Annotated in this window: 16 protein-coding genes; 10 read left to right on the top strand and 6 right to left on the bottom strand. The window is 40.8% G+C overall.

The features are described from left to right. Positions 1-13 precede the first annotated feature (13 nt). From C6347_RS14415 to sppA, 3 genes are all read right to left on the bottom strand, one after another. The gene (locus C6347_RS14415; protein WP_223249898.1) at positions 14-703 is read right to left on the bottom strand and encodes a DUF2953 domain-containing protein; all 690 of its coding nucleotides are present in this window, start codon (positions 701-703) and stop codon (positions 14-16) included. Between the two features lie 115 nt (positions 704-818). Continuing rightward, a complete protein-coding gene (locus C6347_RS14410; protein WP_034661878.1) occupies positions 819-1,340 on the bottom strand; it encodes an RDD family protein in 522 nt (173 codons plus the stop codon). 14 nt (positions 1,341-1,354) lie between these two features. Then, positions 1,355-2,356, bottom strand: coding sequence for a signal peptide peptidase SppA (gene sppA, locus C6347_RS14405; protein ID WP_060596993.1), 1,002 nt, complete (start codon positions 2,354-2,356; stop codon positions 1,355-1,357). Between the two features lie 445 nt (positions 2,357-2,801). Between sppA and C6347_RS14400 the strand changes: the two genes are divergently transcribed. From C6347_RS14400 to C6347_RS14365, 8 genes are all read left to right on the top strand, one after another. Next, complete coding sequence (locus C6347_RS14400) at positions 2,802-3,605, top strand: NAD kinase (RefSeq protein ID WP_003216672.1); 804 nt, start codon at positions 2,802-2,804, stop codon at positions 3,603-3,605. A gap of 99 nt (positions 3,606-3,704) precedes the next feature. Next, positions 3,705-5,147 carry a DEAD/DEAH box helicase gene (locus C6347_RS14395; RefSeq protein WP_060596994.1) on the top strand — a complete coding sequence of 481 codons (1,443 nt, stop codon included), beginning with the start codon at positions 3,705-3,707 and terminating at the stop codon, positions 5,145-5,147. Positions 5,148-5,336: 189 nt separating this feature from the next. Then, positions 5,337-6,392, top strand: a complete 1,056-nt coding sequence (gene desA, locus C6347_RS14390; protein WP_066030558.1) for a Delta(5) desaturase DesA — start codon at positions 5,337-5,339, stop codon at positions 6,390-6,392. Positions 6,393-6,508: 116 nt separating this feature from the next. Next, positions 6,509-7,645 (top strand): sensor histidine kinase, encoded by a 1,137-nt coding sequence (locus tag C6347_RS14385; protein WP_060596996.1) that lies wholly within the window; start codon positions 6,509-6,511, stop codon positions 7,643-7,645. Continuing rightward, on the top strand, positions 7,642-8,241 hold the full coding sequence (locus tag C6347_RS14380; protein WP_060596997.1) for a response regulator transcription factor: 600 nt from the start codon (positions 7,642-7,644) through the stop codon (positions 8,239-8,241). Before C6347_RS14385 ends, C6347_RS14380 begins: the two co-directional genes overlap by 4 nt. 198 nt (positions 8,242-8,439) lie before the next feature. Next, positions 8,440-9,360: an iron-hydroxamate ABC transporter substrate-binding protein gene (locus C6347_RS14375; RefSeq protein ID WP_106039682.1), complete on the top strand. Its 921-nt coding sequence runs from the start codon at positions 8,440-8,442 to the stop codon at positions 9,358-9,360. A gap of 110 nt (positions 9,361-9,470) precedes the next feature. Continuing rightward, complete coding sequence (locus C6347_RS14370) at positions 9,471-10,160, top strand: response regulator transcription factor (RefSeq protein ID WP_148660152.1); 690 nt, start codon at positions 9,471-9,473, stop codon at positions 10,158-10,160. Further along, positions 10,160-11,164 carry a sensor histidine kinase gene (locus C6347_RS14365; RefSeq protein ID WP_060596999.1) on the top strand — a complete coding sequence of 335 codons (1,005 nt, stop codon included), beginning with the start codon at positions 10,160-10,162 and terminating at the stop codon, positions 11,162-11,164. The genes C6347_RS14370 and C6347_RS14365 overlap by 1 nt, the downstream gene beginning before the upstream one ends. Before the next feature lie 70 nt (positions 11,165-11,234). Here the strand turns inward: C6347_RS14365 and C6347_RS14360 are convergent, their stop codons facing one another. Together C6347_RS14360 and C6347_RS14355 are read right to left on the bottom strand one after the other, a co-directional pair. Then, positions 11,235-12,488: an FtsW/RodA/SpoVE family cell cycle protein gene (locus C6347_RS14360; RefSeq protein ID WP_060597000.1), complete on the bottom strand. Its 1,254-nt coding sequence runs from the start codon at positions 12,486-12,488 to the stop codon at positions 11,235-11,237. Then, on the bottom strand, positions 12,479-12,823 hold the full coding sequence (locus tag C6347_RS14355) for a PadR family transcriptional regulator (protein ID WP_060597001.1): 345 nt from the start codon (positions 12,821-12,823) through the stop codon (positions 12,479-12,481). The genes C6347_RS14360 and C6347_RS14355 overlap by 10 nt, the downstream gene beginning before the upstream one ends. A gap of 323 nt (positions 12,824-13,146) precedes the next feature. On the opposite strand from C6347_RS14355, the gene C6347_RS14350 reads away from it, so the two are divergent. Both C6347_RS14350 and C6347_RS14345 read left to right on the top strand, forming a co-directional pair. Next, positions 13,147-13,908: an ABC transporter ATP-binding protein gene (locus C6347_RS14350; RefSeq protein WP_012010889.1), complete on the top strand. Its 762-nt coding sequence runs from the start codon at positions 13,147-13,149 to the stop codon at positions 13,906-13,908. Beyond that, on the top strand, positions 13,898-15,835 hold the full coding sequence (locus C6347_RS14345) for an ABC transporter permease (RefSeq protein ID WP_060597002.1): 1,938 nt from the start codon (positions 13,898-13,900) through the stop codon (positions 15,833-15,835). The genes C6347_RS14350 and C6347_RS14345 overlap by 11 nt, the downstream gene beginning before the upstream one ends. Positions 15,836-15,875: 40 nt before the next feature. Here the strand turns inward: C6347_RS14345 and C6347_RS14340 are convergent, their stop codons facing one another. Further along, entirely contained in the window at positions 15,876-17,228 is a 1,353-nt protein-coding gene (locus tag C6347_RS14340) for an amidohydrolase family protein (RefSeq protein WP_060597003.1), read from the bottom strand. Positions 17,229-17,279: the final 51 nt, after the last annotated feature.

The raw sequence follows: 17,279 nt of genomic DNA, 5'->3' as shown, positions 1-17,279 counted from the left end.
TTCGGGTTCCTCCTTAAACAGATGATTCATTCTTCGTTGCTTGAAGAGAGGCATTTTTTCTCGCCTTTCTTCCTTTTAACCAATGGACAAGTAAACGAATGGCTGCAAGCATAGCATGTCCAATACGAAAATAAGCTATACATGTAAACTGGGTTTGAGACACATTATGCTGAAAGGCAGGAATGACTTCATATACCGGTTTATGCTTAAAGGTGAGATGCTCCTGCATAAAGGCAAGCAGTGCTCCTTTGACTGACCACACACCGCCGGCTGCTACACCTGTTAAAGCGGCGTCATGAAAGCCGATCCATGTTGACCAGTGAAACGATACAATTCTGATGTGAATGAAGAATTTACGCATGATCCGGTTTAAATCGACGATCTCTTTTGTGATGCGCTCCATTTGATGAAGGATTTGCTTCATATCACGTTTTCCCACTTTTTGATGTATGGATTCTTTTTCGTGACTAGGGGTTTTGGCGCTCGCCATTTTCTTTTCACGTATATCAATCGTTTGATCTTCTGGATTGACCCTCACCATCGGAATGTCTTTTTTGAGTCTGATGATTCCATATAAGGTGATGATCTTCAGTGCAAGGTGGTCATTGTCATTTGCATGTGAATAATCCAGTGAAATGGTTACTTTCATGAAGATCAATAAGATCCCAAGGAACAAAAAAGCTGCGATCCAAACGTAAAGCACTGTGCTCACTTCCTCCATAACAAATGATGCTTCTCTACGATTATGGCTCTCATTCTGGATTTTATACCCAATCATGAAAAAAGAGTTTGACCGGTACCCGGCCAAACTCCTCTGATTATACGTTTGCTTCTGTTTTTTCATATAAATGTTCATGGACGACCACCGTATCGGCAAAGTAATCATGAACCCCTTGCTTTTTCGGTGAGAACCCAACGACAGCATAGAGAACAAAGAGCGTATTAATGTAGCGACCTACAATCTCTCTAAAGAAAATGACATCCCATGCCAGCTTCTTCTCAGGCTGAAGCGAGACCACTTTGATCCCAAACACCATTTTGCCGAGTGTTTGTTGAAAGATTTTCGTCATGATGGCGAAATAAAGCAGGAATACAATCGTCGTTGTGACGGAGAATGGAGAAAACCATCCTCCTCCTTTGGACCAGCCAAACAGACTAAAGATTGGAGAAACCGTCAAATGGTTGACACCCCAGACGACGAGCCAATCAAGAATAAACGCCCAAAACCTAATCCAAAAGCCTGCAAACGCCTGTGCTTCAATCACTGCACGTTTCGCAAGAGCCGGATTCGATTCTTCTTGGCTGCGGCTTTCGGTTACTTCATCGAATGTAGAATCCATCTATGATCCCTCCTTTATTTTGAATAGAGATACATCGGTTTAGACCCGTTTGAGCCAGCCAGTGTTTCTTTTAGATTGAGAAAATCAATTTCACTTTTAAAGAGTTTGCTTGCGCTCATATTGAAGAGAGAGTTCCAGCCAAAGCTTTGAGAATAGCTGATCACTGTCGCTCCTTTTAACCCTTTTTCATTTTTCTTCATTGCTTTGATTGCATCTTCATAATATCCTAGCTCATCGACTAATCCGTTCGATTTCGCCTGTGTTCCGTCATAGACTCGGCCGTCAGCAATTTTCTTGACGTCCTGTTTTGACATGCCGCGTCCTTCAGAGATGACTTTGACAAACCCTTCATACGAGTTATCAACCATGCTTTGCATGATGTCGCGCTCATCTTTTGTCATATCACGATTTGGTGACATGATGTCTTTAAATTTTCCGCTCTTAATTGTTTCGTATTTAATACCTAAATTATCCGCCAGCTTTGAATAGTTCAAGCTTTGCATGATCACACCTAACGATCCTGTTAATGTTTCAGGTGAAGCAAAGATTTTCTTGGCTGGAGTTGATACGTAGTAACCGCCAGAAGCTGCCATTGAGCCCATGGAGACGTAAATCGGCTTCTTCGCTTTTTTCACTTCTTCTAATTTTTTATGTATTTCCGCACTTTCATAGACACCGCCGCCAGGAGAGTTGACACGCAGCAGTACACCTTTTACTGAAGCATCATCTTTCGCTTTTTCTAGTTCCTTGAGGAATGCACGATGATCATATCCTTCTCCGCCTAACAGACTTGATGCGCCGCCATTATCTTGAATGGTTCCATTAATCTCAAGAACCGCAATTTTCCCAGCACCGCTTCCATCCTCTAGTACCTTTTCTTCTATTTCATCCCCAAATTGATAGCTCATTTTATTGTCATTGAAGTTTTCGAACAAGGCCATCGTGACACTTATCACAATTGAAAATCCGAAAACACCTAGTGCAATGATTAACGCTACCCATCTTTTCGCATTCATCTTTTTCTCCTCCTTTTTGTCTCTCTTCATTGATACGAATATTCACATGAAATGTTTCACAGGAATTGTGGTTTTTTTACATTTCATTTCATCATATGATAGCACCTCTTTTCATTCACGATCAACTTTACATCGTCTCCTTTGAGATGCGCATGACGAAAAATTGGCTTTTTTATCCTCCCTCTGCACCTAATAGGCTAGTTCTACACCACAACGAAACACCTAAACCACTCTTTCATGAGAAAGAAGCTATTCAATTATGCTCAAATCCTGCCCTTTTCGAATCCCTTACATTGACTCATTTCTAAAAACGAATGCCTTCATCATGCAGGTTTTTCTAATGTTTTTACTTTCATATGAAAAAAGTGTAAAATGTGAGCAAGGGTTCACATGTAAGCCCTTTATTATTGGAAAACTATTTTTGACAACAAAGGGGAGAACGTCAATGACAGACAATCGTCGCAATGTATTTTTCTTTTACAAAAAAGATCATGAATTGGATGGACACATTTCTTCTCTGGAGAAGCTCGCTACCGATCAAGGCTTTCAAGTCGTCAAGCGTGCAGAGGATGCCCATATTATTGCTTCAATTGGCGGGGATGGCACATTTCTTCAAGCAGTCCGCAAAACGAATTTCCGGGATGACTGCTTGTATGTAGGGGTATCAAAAACAGAGAATTCGCATCTATACTGCGATTTTTCATTAGAGCATTTTGATAAAATGATTGATGCCATGAACACTGAACAGATTGAAGTGAGAAAATATCCGATCATCGATGTAAGCGTTGACAGTACCAATCAGTTCCATTGCTTAAATGAACTGTCGATCCGCTCAAGCATTATTAAAACATTTGTGATCGATGTGTATATAGATGATTTCCACTTTGAAACATTTAGAGGAGACGGAATGATTATTTCTACTCCGACCGGCTCAACAGCCTACAATAAATCGGTAAACGGCGCCGTGGTTGATCCGATGCTCCCTTGTATGCAAGTCACAGAGCTTGCATCGCTAAACAACAACTCGTACCGTACACTGGGTGCTCCTTTCATCTTAAGCAGTGACCGCAAGCTAACGCTGAAGGTTGTGCAGGACGGAAACGACCATCCAATTATCGGGCTTGATAACGAAGCGCTTGGCACGAAACACGTCAAACAAATTGACATCGGCCTTTCAGGAAAAGTCATTAAAACAGTGAAATTAAAAGACAACTCCTACTGGGAAAAAGTAAAACGCAGATTCCTTTAATCAAAAGCTCCTTTATGGGGCTTTTTTTCATGTCTTTTCATTCACGGTCATGGTTATGGTATGATGTCACAAGTATGAATGTACGAAAAGGAGAACACGATGACATTACAACAATTTGATCAATATCCATTAAGCAATGAATTAAAACAAGCGCTAAAAGCACTTCACTTCCATACACCTACACCTGTTCAGCACGAGACATTATCCGTTGCTTTTTCAAAGCAGGATCTGATCGTCAAATCTCAAACTGGCAGCGGCAAGACCGCAGCCTATGGTTTGCCGATTTGTGAAATGGTCGATTGGGCTGAAAATAAACCTCAAGCCCTCATCCTCGTTCCAACACGAGAACTCGCCATGCAGGTCAAACAGGATCTCACAAGCCTTGGACGATTGAAACGAATCAAAGCCGCAGCCATTTATGGAAAAGCCCCTTTTCAAGCCCAAAAAGTAGAGCTTGCACAGAAAAACCACATTGTGTGCGGAACACCAGGCAGAATTTTGGATCACCTTGAGAAAGGTACTCTTTCATTAGAAAACCTCAAATTTTTCGTGTTAGATGAAGCGGATGAAATGCTGAACATGGGATTTATTGATCAAGTCTCTTCTATTATTCAGTATCTGCCGCCAAAGCGCATGTCAATGCTGTTTTCAGCGACCATGTCTGATGAGATGAAGAAATTGAGCGAACAGTTTTTACAATCACCAAAAGTGATTGAAATCGCACGCGCGGAAACGTCTGTACAACAAATCACCCACACCGTGATTGAAACGGAAGAAGAAGCAAAATTCTCCCTTCTTCAGCGTACGATCGTCATTGAAAATCCAGATAGCTGCATTATTTTCTGTAATACACAGGACAGAGTGAATGAACTCACAATGAAGCTGGACGAATGGGATGTGCCTTGTGACAAAATTCATGGAGGCATGAGACAGGAAGACCGCTTCGCTGTCATGGATGAATTCAAAAACGGTGAGTTCCGTTATTTGATCGCAACCGATATAGCAGCCCGGGGCATTGATGTCAGTGATATGACACATGTGATTCATTACGATCTGCCCTATGAAAAAGAGCGCTATATTCACCGAACAGGAAGAACTGGCAGAGCGGGGAAAAGCGGGAAAACCATTGCGTTTATGACCAAAAACGCAATGCCTCTGATTGATGAATTAAAGCAGGAAGCAGGTATTGATTTCCAGACGCAGCCTTATCCAACAAAGGAAGAAGCAGAGCAGTATGTAGAAAGCTTTGAAGAAAAGATTGAAACACCGATTCAAAAGGAAAATAAACAGGCAGGCGTTGAGAAGGATATTATGAAGCTTTATTTTAACGGCGGAAAGAAAAAAAAACTGCGGGCCGTTGATTTCGTTGGGACCATTGCCAAAATAGAAGGCGTTGCCTTCGATGACATTGGGATTATTACCATTCAAGATACGAAAACATATGTCGATATTTTAAATGGCAAAGGCCCTCTTGTGCTGAATGCCATGCGCCATACAACCATTAAAGGCAAGCAGTTAAAAGTTCATGAAGCACGTTCATAAAAAGTGAAGGCTAAGCGCCTTTACTTTTTTATTTAAAATAAAATAAGCTTACAAACCTTGATACCGTCAGCCTTTCCGGCGTCCAACATGACAAATGTCATATCGAATACATGATGGGTGCTACTATGAGCATGACACCTTTCCTTCTATACTTTGAAGTAGAAAGAAACGGAAAGGACTTGAACGTTCATGACGACTTCAACAAACACACAGCAGCAAGCCACTTTAAGAAAACAAGTTGGCCAATTCTCTGGTGCTAATTCGAAAAAAAGTATCATTCAACTCTTTAATACATTCATTCCATTTTTGGGGCTTTGGTTTCTCGCCTATTATAGCCTGAACATCTCCTACCTTTTAACCCTCTTCTTTGCGGTTATAGCAGCTGGTTTTTTAGTACGTGTCTTTATTATTTTTCATGACTGCTGCCATCAATCCTTTTTTAAACAGAAACCGCTGAATCACCTGTTCGGTTTCTTAACAGGTGTACTCACCCTTTTCCCTTATCTTCAATGGCAAAGAGATCATTCGATTCACCATGCCACAAGCAGTAATCTAGACAAACGAGGTACTGGTGACATTTGGCTCCTGACAGTCAAAGAATATCAAGAAGCATCAATATGGACGAAATTTCGCTACAGATTTTATCGTAATCCTTTTGTGATGTTTATTTTGGGACCGATCTTTGTTTTCCTGTTTAAAAACCGTTTCAACGTCAAAAATGCTCGTAAAAAAGAGCGCTGGAACACCTATTTCACAAATGTATCGATTGTTTTGTTGGCAGGAGCGACCTATCTCCTTTTTGGCTGGGAAGGTTTGTTACTTGTCCAAGGTCCAATCTTTCTGATTTCTGGATCAATCGGTGTATGGCTGTTTTATGTGCAGCATACGTTTGAGGATTCTTACTTTGAAGCAGATGAACATTGGAATTATGTGCAGGCAGCTGTAGAAGGCAGTTCTTTTTACAAATTGCCAAAACTTCTTCAGTGGTTAACAGGCAATATCGGTTATCACCATGTCCATCATTTAAGTCCGAGGGTACCGAATTATCATTTGGAGCATGCTCATGAGCATAGTGAGCCGCTTCAAAATGTTCCAACCATCACTTTAAAAACAAGTATTGAGTCAATGAAATTTAGACTTTGGGATGAAGAAACGAAAGCATTCGTTACCTTTAAAGAAGCACGGCAATCTAAGAAGATGACCGTCCCTGTCATTAAAGGAGACATTCTGAAGAAAAATGCATAATTGGTGCAAGCTCTTTCTTACACTAGAAGGAGCTTGTTGTCATTTACAGGATGCAACCATAAGTTGAATTTGATAAAGTAAGGAAAAAGAACGAAAACGGAAAAGGTGGCACACGGATGAAAAAACAGTTTAAAATTCAAAAATTGCATGGGATTTCTCCCTATATATGGGCCATTTTTTTCATCCTGCCCTTCTATTTTATCTTTAAGACCCCATCGACTTTAAGCATTGTGATCGGTATCATTTTAAACGTCGTCTTTTTTGCCGTCTATCGTTTTGCCTTTGTCTCAAAAGGCTGGGCTTTATATGTATTCGGTCTTCTATTGATTGCGATTTCTACTGGCTATGTGATGCTCTACAGCTACATTTATTTCGCTTTTTGCATCGCCTATTTCAATGGGCATATTAAAAGAAAAGTACCCTTTTATATCTTATACTATATTCATCTAGGGAGCGCTGCCATTGCGGTGAACTTTAGCTTGATTTTAAAAAAGGGATGGTTTCTCACACAAATTCCTTTTGTTGTGATCACACTCATTAGTGCCATTCTCCTCCCTCTCAGCATTCGAAGCAGGAAAGAACGTGAACGGCTTGAAGAGAAATTAGAAAATGCCAATGAACGGATCGCTGACCTTGTAAAAATTGAAGAAAGGCAGCGCATTGCACGTGACTTGCATGATACCCTTGGACAAAAGCTTTCTCTTATCGGTTTAAAAAGTGATCTTGCCCGAAAACTCATCTATAAAGATCCTGAACAGGCTCGTGCCGAGCTCAAAAGCGTCCAGCAGACAGCCAGAACGTCTCTGAATGAAGTGCGGAAGATTGTTTCCTCCATGAAGGGCATACGAATCAAAGATGAACTGTCGAACATACAGCAAATTCTCGAAGCAGCCGGAATTGAATTGATCTATGATGAAAAGGAAGCGCCAAAACACATCTCTCTTCTTAACGAAAACATTGTGAGCATGTGCATCAAAGAGGCAGTGACAAATGTCGTCAAACATAGTAATGCGACCATCTGTAAAATCACCATTCATCAAAAATCAAAGGAAGCCATCATCACCGTCGAGGATGATGGGACATTTAAAGGCGATTATCCTCCCTCTCAAACGAAGGGTCATGGCCTTTTAGGAATTAGAGAAAGATTGGAATTTGCAAATGGGCGCCTGCGTATTGAGACAAAGGACGGAACAAAGCTGATCATGAGTATTCCAAATGATTCAGCAGCAAAAGAAAAGGAGGGGATGAAATGATCAACATCTTTATCGCAGAGGATCAGCAAATGCTGCTTGGTGCGCTCGGTTCACTTCTTGATTTAGAAGACGATATGAAGGTAGTTGGGAAAGGATCGAATGGCCAGGATGCCATCGATTTTGCCAAAAAACACCCTGTTGATATTTGCTTAATGGATATTGAAATGCCAGGAAAATCTGGACTTGATGCAGCGGAAGAGCTCAAAGGAACAGATGTGAAAATCATCATTTTAACGACCTTTGCCCGCTCTGGTTATTTCCAAAGGGCGCTCAAAGCTGGCGTCAGCGGCTATATGCTGAAAGACAGTCCAAGTGAAGATCTGGCAAGTGCCATTCGCAGTGTGATGAAAGGGAAAAAGGTGTACGCCCCTGAATTAATGGAAGACTTATATAGTGACGAAAATCCTTTAACAGAACGAGAGAAATCGGTCCTAGAACTCGTCGCAGACGGCAAAAACACAAAAGAAATTGCTAAGGAACTCAGCATTAAAAGCGGCACTGTCCGGAACTACATTTCCATTATTTTAGATAAGCTAGAAGTGAAAAACCGCATTGAAGCCATTACACGCTCAAAAGAAAAAGGCTGGTTTAAATAAGAAAAAAGATCAGGACACATGTGCCTTGATCTTTTTTTCTACCAAAAATCCCCCTCTATTTTTTATCACCAACTATCAAAATGCAATTGACAACAGACCGCACTCCTATGATATGATATCCAAGTGATAATAATTATCATTATCACTCGTGCAATCAAATACCCGGCTTATGTGCCGATTTCAAAGGAGTCTACATTCATGAAGAAAATATTGTTCCCTCTGATGCTCATCCTTGTACTTGCGTTGAGCGCATGTGGCAATAGCAGCAGCTCTTCCTCAAATAAAGGAAATCAATCAACATCATCAGACAAGATTACATATCAATCTGAAAATGGCCCTGTGAAGCTGCCAGCGCATCCAAAACGTGTCGTTGTACTCGGTTCTTACACGGGTAATGTCATGTCACTAGGTGTGAACCTAGTCGGCGTCGACTCTTGGTCAAAAAAGAACCCTCGCTTCCAAAAGGAATTGAAAGATGTGGAAGAAGTGTCGGATGCCAATGTGGAAAAAATCATGAAACTAAAGCCTGATGTCATCATTGGCTTAAGCAATACAAAAAATGTAGAAAAACTAAAAAAAATCGCGCCAACAGTTTTGTTTACGTATAACAAAGTCGATTACCTTCAGCAGCATATTGAAATTGGAAAAGTATTAAACAAAGAAAAAGAAGCCAAAGCATGGGTAAAAGATTTTAAAGAACGCGCAGCTGAAGCTGGAAAAGAAATCAAAGCGAAAATCGGTGAGGATGCGACGGTTTCTGTGTTTGAAAGCGGCACAAAAGATCTTTACGTGTTTGGAGATGCATGGGGCCGCGGCACAGAAATCCTCTACCAAGAAATGAAACTAAAAATGCCTGAAAAAGTGAAAGAAAAAGCATTAAAGGCTGGCTACTATGCGGTTTCACAAGAGGTCATTCCTGAGTTTGCTGGAGACTATATGATCATAAGTAAAAACAGCGAAATGGACAATTCCTATCAAAACAGTGAAATCTACAAGTCCATCCCAGCTGTGAAAAAACATCGTGTGTATGAGGCAAATGCAGAAGAATTCTATTTTAATGATCCGCTCACACTCGACTATCAACTATCATTCTTTAAAAAGCACTTTTTAGGTAAATAAATTGAAGCAAGGGAGCCCTTCCCTTGCTTTTTTCTTGTCTGCTTCTAGCGGCAGCGCTTTTTTTCCGCTACAATTACATACAAGCGAATACAAAAAGTGTGGTGCTGGTTTTGTTTAAAATTTTACTGATTGAGGACGATACAACCCTCTTCCAAGAAATCAAAGAACGTCTAGTAAACTGGTCCTATGATGTTTATGGGATTCATGATTTTCAACAGGTGATGCAGGAATTCACTTCTGTTCAGCCTGATCTCGTCATTATTGATATACAGCTGCCAAAATACGATGGTTTTCACTGGTGCCGAATGATTCGGCATCATTCAAATGTACCGATCATCTTCCTCTCCTCTCGTGACCATCCTGCTGATATGGTCATGTCAATGCAGCTCGGTGCCGATGATTTTGTACAAAAGCCCTTTCACTTTGACGTGCTCATTGCCAAAGTCAGTGCCGTTCTTCGCAGGGTACATGATTACAATGCAGAACCTGCAAGCTTAAAGGTATGGTGCGGCGCTACGATCGACCTAGAAAAAAACACCGTCACAAATGATCACGGTGAAGTGGAATTAACGAAAAATGAACTGTTTATTCTCAAGGAATTGATTCAGCATAAAAATCATATTGTCAGCAGGGAATCACTCATTCAAGCACTGTGGGAGGATGAACGGTTTGTCAGTGACAATACACTCACTGTGAACGTCAATCGCCTTAGAAAAAAACTAGATGAGATCTCCCTTGGCACCTACATTGAGACAAAAGTGGGCCAAGGCTATCTTGCAAAAGAAAAGGATGATCAATGATGCTGCAAGCATTTTTAAAAGAACGAAGAAGCTGGATCCTGTTCTTTCTTAGTTTGCAGCTCCTCATTCTGTTTGTTGCTTATTTGGATACGACCATTCCACTGGCGTCTCTTTTTTATATTGTGTTATTATCTACGTTTTTCATGATCGTCTTTCTCTTTTTCCGATATCGTAAAGAAACGGCGTATTATGAGCGGCTGAAAGAATGGGATGATCATATTGATCATCAAATGCGGCTCACTCCATCTTCCCCATTTGAACAGCTTGTACATGATGCGACATCAGAGCAAATTGCCCGCTACCGGAAAATGGCAGCAGAACAGCAAATCGCCCTTGAAGAAGAGAAGGATGAATTGCTCTCATGGATACATGAAGTGAAAACACCTCTCACAGCGATGCACTTAATGATTGACCGCTTAACAGAGCAGCCGCTGAAATCGAATATGACGTATGAATGGCTCAGAATTCATTTATTACTCGATGCCCAGCTGCACCAAAGCAGAATACGTCATATCGAAAATGATTTATTTATTGAACAGCTTGACCTGCAAAGCATCTTAGCCAAAGAAATCAAAGCGCTCCAATCATGGTGCATGCAAAAAGGAATCGGCTTTGAACTCACGCTAGAAGAACGTCACGTATTAAGTGATACAAAATGGTTATCCTTTATGATCAGACAGGTGCTCACAAATGCAGTTAAGTACAGTCATTCGTCCGATATTGCCATTGAAAGCAAGCGAATGAATGACCAAGTGATGCTGACGATCTCAGATCAAGGCAGAGGGATAGATCCAAGAGACCTTTCTCGTATTTTTGAAAAAGGCTTTACCTCAACGAGACATCACAATGACACCGCCTCAACAGGAATGGGGCTTTATTTAACGAAAAAAGGAGCAGACGCTCTTCATATCAAGATCGAGGTCAACTCCACGATAGACCAAGGCACAACCTTCACCTTTATCTTTCCGAAAAAGAATGATTTTGTGCATATTGCGAGCATGTGACAAAACAGACGAATCAAAATCTCTTCGCATCTGGCTCACAAGCTAGTGCGAAGAGATTTAAGTATTTTATTTAAGAAATACTCCCCGCTTCTTGAGGAAAAATATCTCCCATCTGTCTACGTCTATAAATACCTAAAATCAGTCCAACAGCCATTAATTCTAGCAGAATATGAGAACCACCATAGCTCATGAAAGGCATGGCCAATCCCGGAAAAGGCAACAAGCCAAAATTTGTGAAAATACTTAAGGTAAATTTGGTTGCAAACACAGCTGCTAAACATGTCATTACCATTTTTCCATAAGTCAATTTCACTCCTTTTGCTGTATGAAATACTCTGTAAATAAATATAACAAACAACATGAGAGCCACCACTCCTGCCAACCACCCAAACGAATAAATGATATATGTAAACATCCAATCAGTATGAACCTCGGACATTGCAGAAGGAATGATTTGAAGCCCGTTTGAGCTGAATTCATGAACTGTATAAAAGTAAAGGCGGCTATCTCCTTGAAAAAGAGAAAATAATTCAACCACCAGATATAAACCACCTGCTGCTGCGAGCGGAATGATTTGCCTTAAACGTGCACTAGACACACACATCATCGTTAAGCACATGACAAAACAGATGATGGTCGCAGGAAGAAAACCAATTGCACTGATTAAAATAACTGGTAAAGCCATAATCCCCACTCCAAGCCAAGCTTTGAAATCATTCTCCCAATTCCAAGAGTGAAAAATACCTGCTAAAGAAACAGTCACAAGAAATGGTACAATCTCCGTCAGATTGATTGAGATATCGCTTAATCTTAAAAAAAGAATACCGTTTACTCTTATGCCAAAAACCATCGTCAGAAGCACCATTCCGAGCGTCCCGATGTACAAATGCCAAGAGTATTTCAATAAGCGCCGATAATCGAAAGAAAACAAAGCAAACATAAGCACTAGTCCAACTAAATAAAAGGCGAGACTTTTATAAAAAATATTCATGTCTTGTAGATTTGTAAACTCCGAATGAAACTGTAAAAAGTACATGACAAGCAGTCCGAAAGAACAAGCGGCTAACACAAGAAGAATCATTTTAAGATCCATTTGGGTTTTATGTGTTTCATGAAGCTGCGCTCCGAGAATGGCCGCATCCCCAATTTGTTCTATCGCTTGATCCACCGCCTCTTCTTCAGACATCCCAGCATTCATCGCTTCCTCTTTTAGCGTGTATAGATGATCCATAAGCTCAAGCTTTATATCCGTATGGACATCTTTATTTTTGATTCGTTTACAAACATTTTTGATATACTTCTCGAACTTTTTTTCTAATCCCATGCGATTTTCCCTCCGTTCAACACGCCATCGACTGCATTTTTGAAAACATCCCATTCTTCTTTCTTTTCCTTCATAAATGCTTTTCCTTGTTCATTTATTTTGTAATATTTTCTTTTCCGATTGCCATTCCCTTCGCCCCAGTAAGAGATAATGAATTCTTTCCCCTCCAAGTTGTGCAAAATAGGATAGATTGTTCCTTCTTTAAAGCTGAAAATCCCTTCAGACTTCTCCTCCAATGCTTTGATCATTTCATATCCATACATTGGCTTTTCATTTAACAAGCTTAAAATCAAGGTAGCTGTACTTCCCTTTAAAAGCTCTTTACTTACTTTCATTCCTGGTCACCCCTAATACATAGATTTACTATGCATACATTTGATATGCATAGCATACATGAATAAAATGACCATGTAAAGCTCCAAAACGTCATAATGCCAAGAAAAATCCAAGAAGATTGATACATAAGAATGAAAAACAGATAAAATGAATGTGTGATTAGCAGAAACGGAATTAAACAAAACTTGAGTACCGTTTAAAACAACAAGCATGTGACAACAATGTCACATGCTCGTCTGTTTTGTTCGCCAAATCGAAGGAAGTGCGGCGGGCTTCTTTTTATACTAGAGGTATCAATTAAATAGAAAAAGGGGATCGACAAATGAACATTTTAGAAGCTCGCAAAATATATAAAAGCTATGGAAATAAATTCAACAAACAAGAGGTGCTGAGCGGCATTGATTTGACCATTGAAGCCGGAGAATTTGTCAGCATTATGGGGCCATCAGGCTCGGGGAAAACTACCCTTCTAAACGTATTGTCCTCTATCGATCATGTATCCAGTGGATCGATTCGTATCGCAGATGCTGAGATGACACAAATGAAGGATCAGCAGCTCGCAGAATTCAGAAAAAAGCAGCTTGGCTTTGTCTTTCAGGATTATAACTTACTTGATACACTCACGGTCAAAGAGAACATCCTCTTGCCATTATCCATCTCCAAAACGCCGAAAAAAGAAGCTTTTGAACGTTTTCAACAGCTCGCGGAGGACATGGGCATCTATGAACTAAGAGACAAATATCCGAATGAACTCTCTGGTGGGCAAAAGCAGCGGACATCAGCGGTTCGTGCCTTCATTCATGAGCCGAGTCTGATTTTCGCGGATGAACCTACCGGAGCGCTTGATTCCAAATCTGCATCTGATTTACTCAATAAGCTGCAAGATTTCAATCGCAAACGAAAAGCGACTATTGTCATGGTGACACATGATCCTGTCGCAGCCAGCTATTCAAGACGCGTCATTTTTATCAAGGACGGACAAATCTATACTCAGTTGAATAAAGGTGCTTTAGAGAGAAAGATGTTTTTCGAGGATATTATGAAAACGCAAGGTGTCTTAGGCGGTGTGAAGCATGAACATTAATCAGCTCATCTTCCGTAACCTGAAGAAAAATTTAAAGAATTACTATTTATATGTGTTTGCTCTCGTGTTTAGTGTGGCGCTCTACTTTTCTTTTGTCACCTTGCAGTACTCACCAGCACTTGATGATGTAAAAGGGTCCATTAAAGGCGGTGCGTCGATTAAAGCCGCTTCGGTACTGCTCATTGCCATTGTTGGGATCTTCCTGTTATATGCGAACAGCATTTTTATTAAACGACGAGGGAAAGAAATAGGTCTCCTGCAGCTCATTGGCATGACGAAACAAAAAATTGCCAAACTGCTCAATGCAGAAAATTTCATCCTATATGTGTTCTCAATGGCTGTTGGCATCATAGCTGGATTTATCGGTTCAAAGCTCATGCTGATGGTGCTATTTAAAGTAACCGGCGTTAATGCCATCGCGCATCTGCATTTTTCAGGCATGGCCCTTCTGCAAACGCTCATTGTCTTTTTCATCATCTATGGATTAATTATGCTAAGAAATAGACGGTTTATTAGTAAACAGACAATTTTATCTTTGTTTAGAACCACGTCTTCTACAGAGCAGCGTGTGAAAAAGATCTCTGTGTTTGAAATCATCATTGGGGTTTTCGGTATTGTCTTGATCAGCTCAGGCTATTATATTTCTTCTCAGCTTTTTAGCGGCTCATATACGTCCATGCTTGAGTTATTTTCAGCAATGATTTATATTCTAGCCTCTGTCATTATCGGTACCTTTCTTTTTTATAAAGGCTCTGTTTCTTTCATTGCCAATATTGTACGGAAAAGAAAAAATGGCTATCTCGCCATTCATGAAGTCCTGTCTTTGTCATCTATTATGTTCCGATTAAAATCAAATGCACTGCTTTTAACGATTATTACAACCGTATCTGCACTTGCCATCGGGTTGTTATCTTTAAGCTACATTTCCTATTACTCAGCAGAAAAAGCGGCTGAACAACAGATTCCATCACATTTTGTCATGGGCTCAGAGAAAGAAGCCGATACCTTCACTCGTGCACTTTCTGACAAACATATTGCGTATGAAAAAAAGCAGTTCAAGGTCATTCAAGCGGATTTTGATGCACATAAGATCATGGATTCGGAATTACAAAGTTTGAATAAGAATCCAAGAGTCTTGACACTGCCTGTGATCAGTGAGAAAAATGCACCTAATATTCATGTAGAAAACAACGAAGTCATCTTAAGCGGCTACAGTGATTTATTGAAGAAATTCATGCCGATTCAAAGTTCAGGTGATGTGAAACTTCTCATCAAGAAGCCGCTTGATTTAAAAGTCATTGATATGAAGAAAGATTACATCATCTCTTACAAATTCACTTTTGGCGGTCTGCCTGTTGCCGTCGTCAGTCAAAATGTCTTTGAGAAGCTTGACCAGCAGAAAGATCCTAAACTGCAGCTTGAGAATAGTCAATATCATGCGGTCAATATAAAAGATGATAAAAATCTTGAACAAGCCAATGATGTGTTTACATCTTTAAAACTAGGTGACGACAGCATGTCTCAATTAGCTTCAGCTCAGCAGCAAAAGCAAACAATGGGACTGATGATGTTTGTGGTTGGATTTTTAGGTCTAAGCTTCCTTGTGACATCAGGCTGTATTTTATACTTCAAACAGATGAATGAAAGTGAAGAAGAACAAAGCTCGTACACGATCTTACGTAAGCTTGGCTTTACAGAGAAAGATCTATTAAAAGGCATTCGGCTCAAACAGCTATTTAACTTTGGGATTCCGCTCATCATCGGATTGCTGCACAGCTACTTTGCAGTACAGTCTGGCTGGTTTTTATTCGGCGGTGAACTGTGGACACCAATGCTCATCGTCATGTCGATTTATACGGTTTTATATTCTGTCTTCGGATTCCTATCTGTCCAGTATTACAAAAAGGTCATTAAAGAATCCTTGTAATCTATTCCCCATAGGCCGCTGTCTATGGGGATATGTTTGTTTATGATGGAGTTGATTCAAACTTGTGCGATAGAATATGATCTCTTGCCGCATAAGCTTTGCGTTTGACCTCTTCTAGGTTCACACCAACAAGCTTTCCGCTTCGTTTCACTGCTTTTCCAGCCACATAGACAGAATCAACATTTGAAGGATGTGCCGTTTGGACAACCGCTCCAGCCGGATCTGTCATCGGCAGAAGATTCATGCTTGTCCGGTCGATCAGGATGAAATCAGCTTCTTTTCCAGGTGTGAGCGAGCCAATTTTATGATCAAGCTGTAATGCACGAGCCCCATTGATCGTTGCAGCTTCAAGCATTTGATGAGCAGAAATCCCAAGTTCAGGTCCTGGCATGATTCCCTCCATCAGCAATGATTGATTTTGAAGCGCGCGCTCTGCCTGAAGTCCGAATTTCATTTGAGCAAACAAATCTCCGCCTGTCGCTGTTACCACATCTACACCGAGCGTTGGAAGAACACCTTGTTCAATCGCAAGTCCTGTTACAGGATAACCGTGACCCATCATCATCTCAATTTCAGGTGTAATAGATATGGAGCTTCCGCTGTCTGCCAGCATCTTCATTTGATCCGCATCGATTGCATTGATATGCACCATGTTGAGGTCAGGTCCGAGTAACCCTGCTTTGTGAAGCCGCTCAATCGAACGATCCTCCGCTCCCCAGTTCCCAAAGCCAATGTGCATACTGCATAGAGCATCTAGAGACCGGGCTGTTTCGATTTCAAATACTGAAGTCTCCCAAGAGGAAAACTCTGGTCCACGAATCGCAAGCCCCATCGTCAAGAGCTGATCTGATGATTGAAAATGCGCTTTTTTCACGCGTGCTGCGTCCTCCATATTGGTGAGCGTGCTCTCCCTATCCCAATACTCAGCATCTCCAGAAGAGCCAAAAGCAAAAACAGCTCGAATGCCCGCATCTTTTAATCCTCCGATCAGCTCTTCTGTATGATCCATTGAATTGATCATCGTCCAGTCTAAACATGTGGTCACTCCTGCATCTAACGCCTCTAATGCCCCTAAATAATTTGCGATTCGATCCTCGGATGGGCGTCTCATCGCACCATAGTTACCATAATAGATTTTGCTCAAATATGTCTGCAAAGACCAATCTGTGCCTATGCCTCTGATGACAGACTGCCACACATGACGATGTGTATCCACAAGCCCTGGCATGATCACCATATCGGACGCATCGACAATGTCAGCATCATTTGCTTCAATGAAAGGTCCGACCTCTAAAATGTGTGTCCCTTCAATTAATAAATCTCCTTTTTCTAAAAAACCTAAAGTTGGATCAAGTGTTAAAATCGCTGCATCTTTAAACAATGTTTTCTTCATCCATATCCCCCTTTTCAAATGACGAGGAAGAGTTCCCCCACCCTCACTGTC

This window comes from Bacillus sp. NMTD17, assembly GCF_002998735.1.
Taxonomy (GTDB): domain Bacteria; phylum Bacillota; class Bacilli; order Bacillales; family Bacillaceae; genus Bacillus.
The sequence above is the reverse complement of the archived record's forward strand: the minus strand, read 5'-3'. Positions and strand labels throughout refer to the sequence as shown.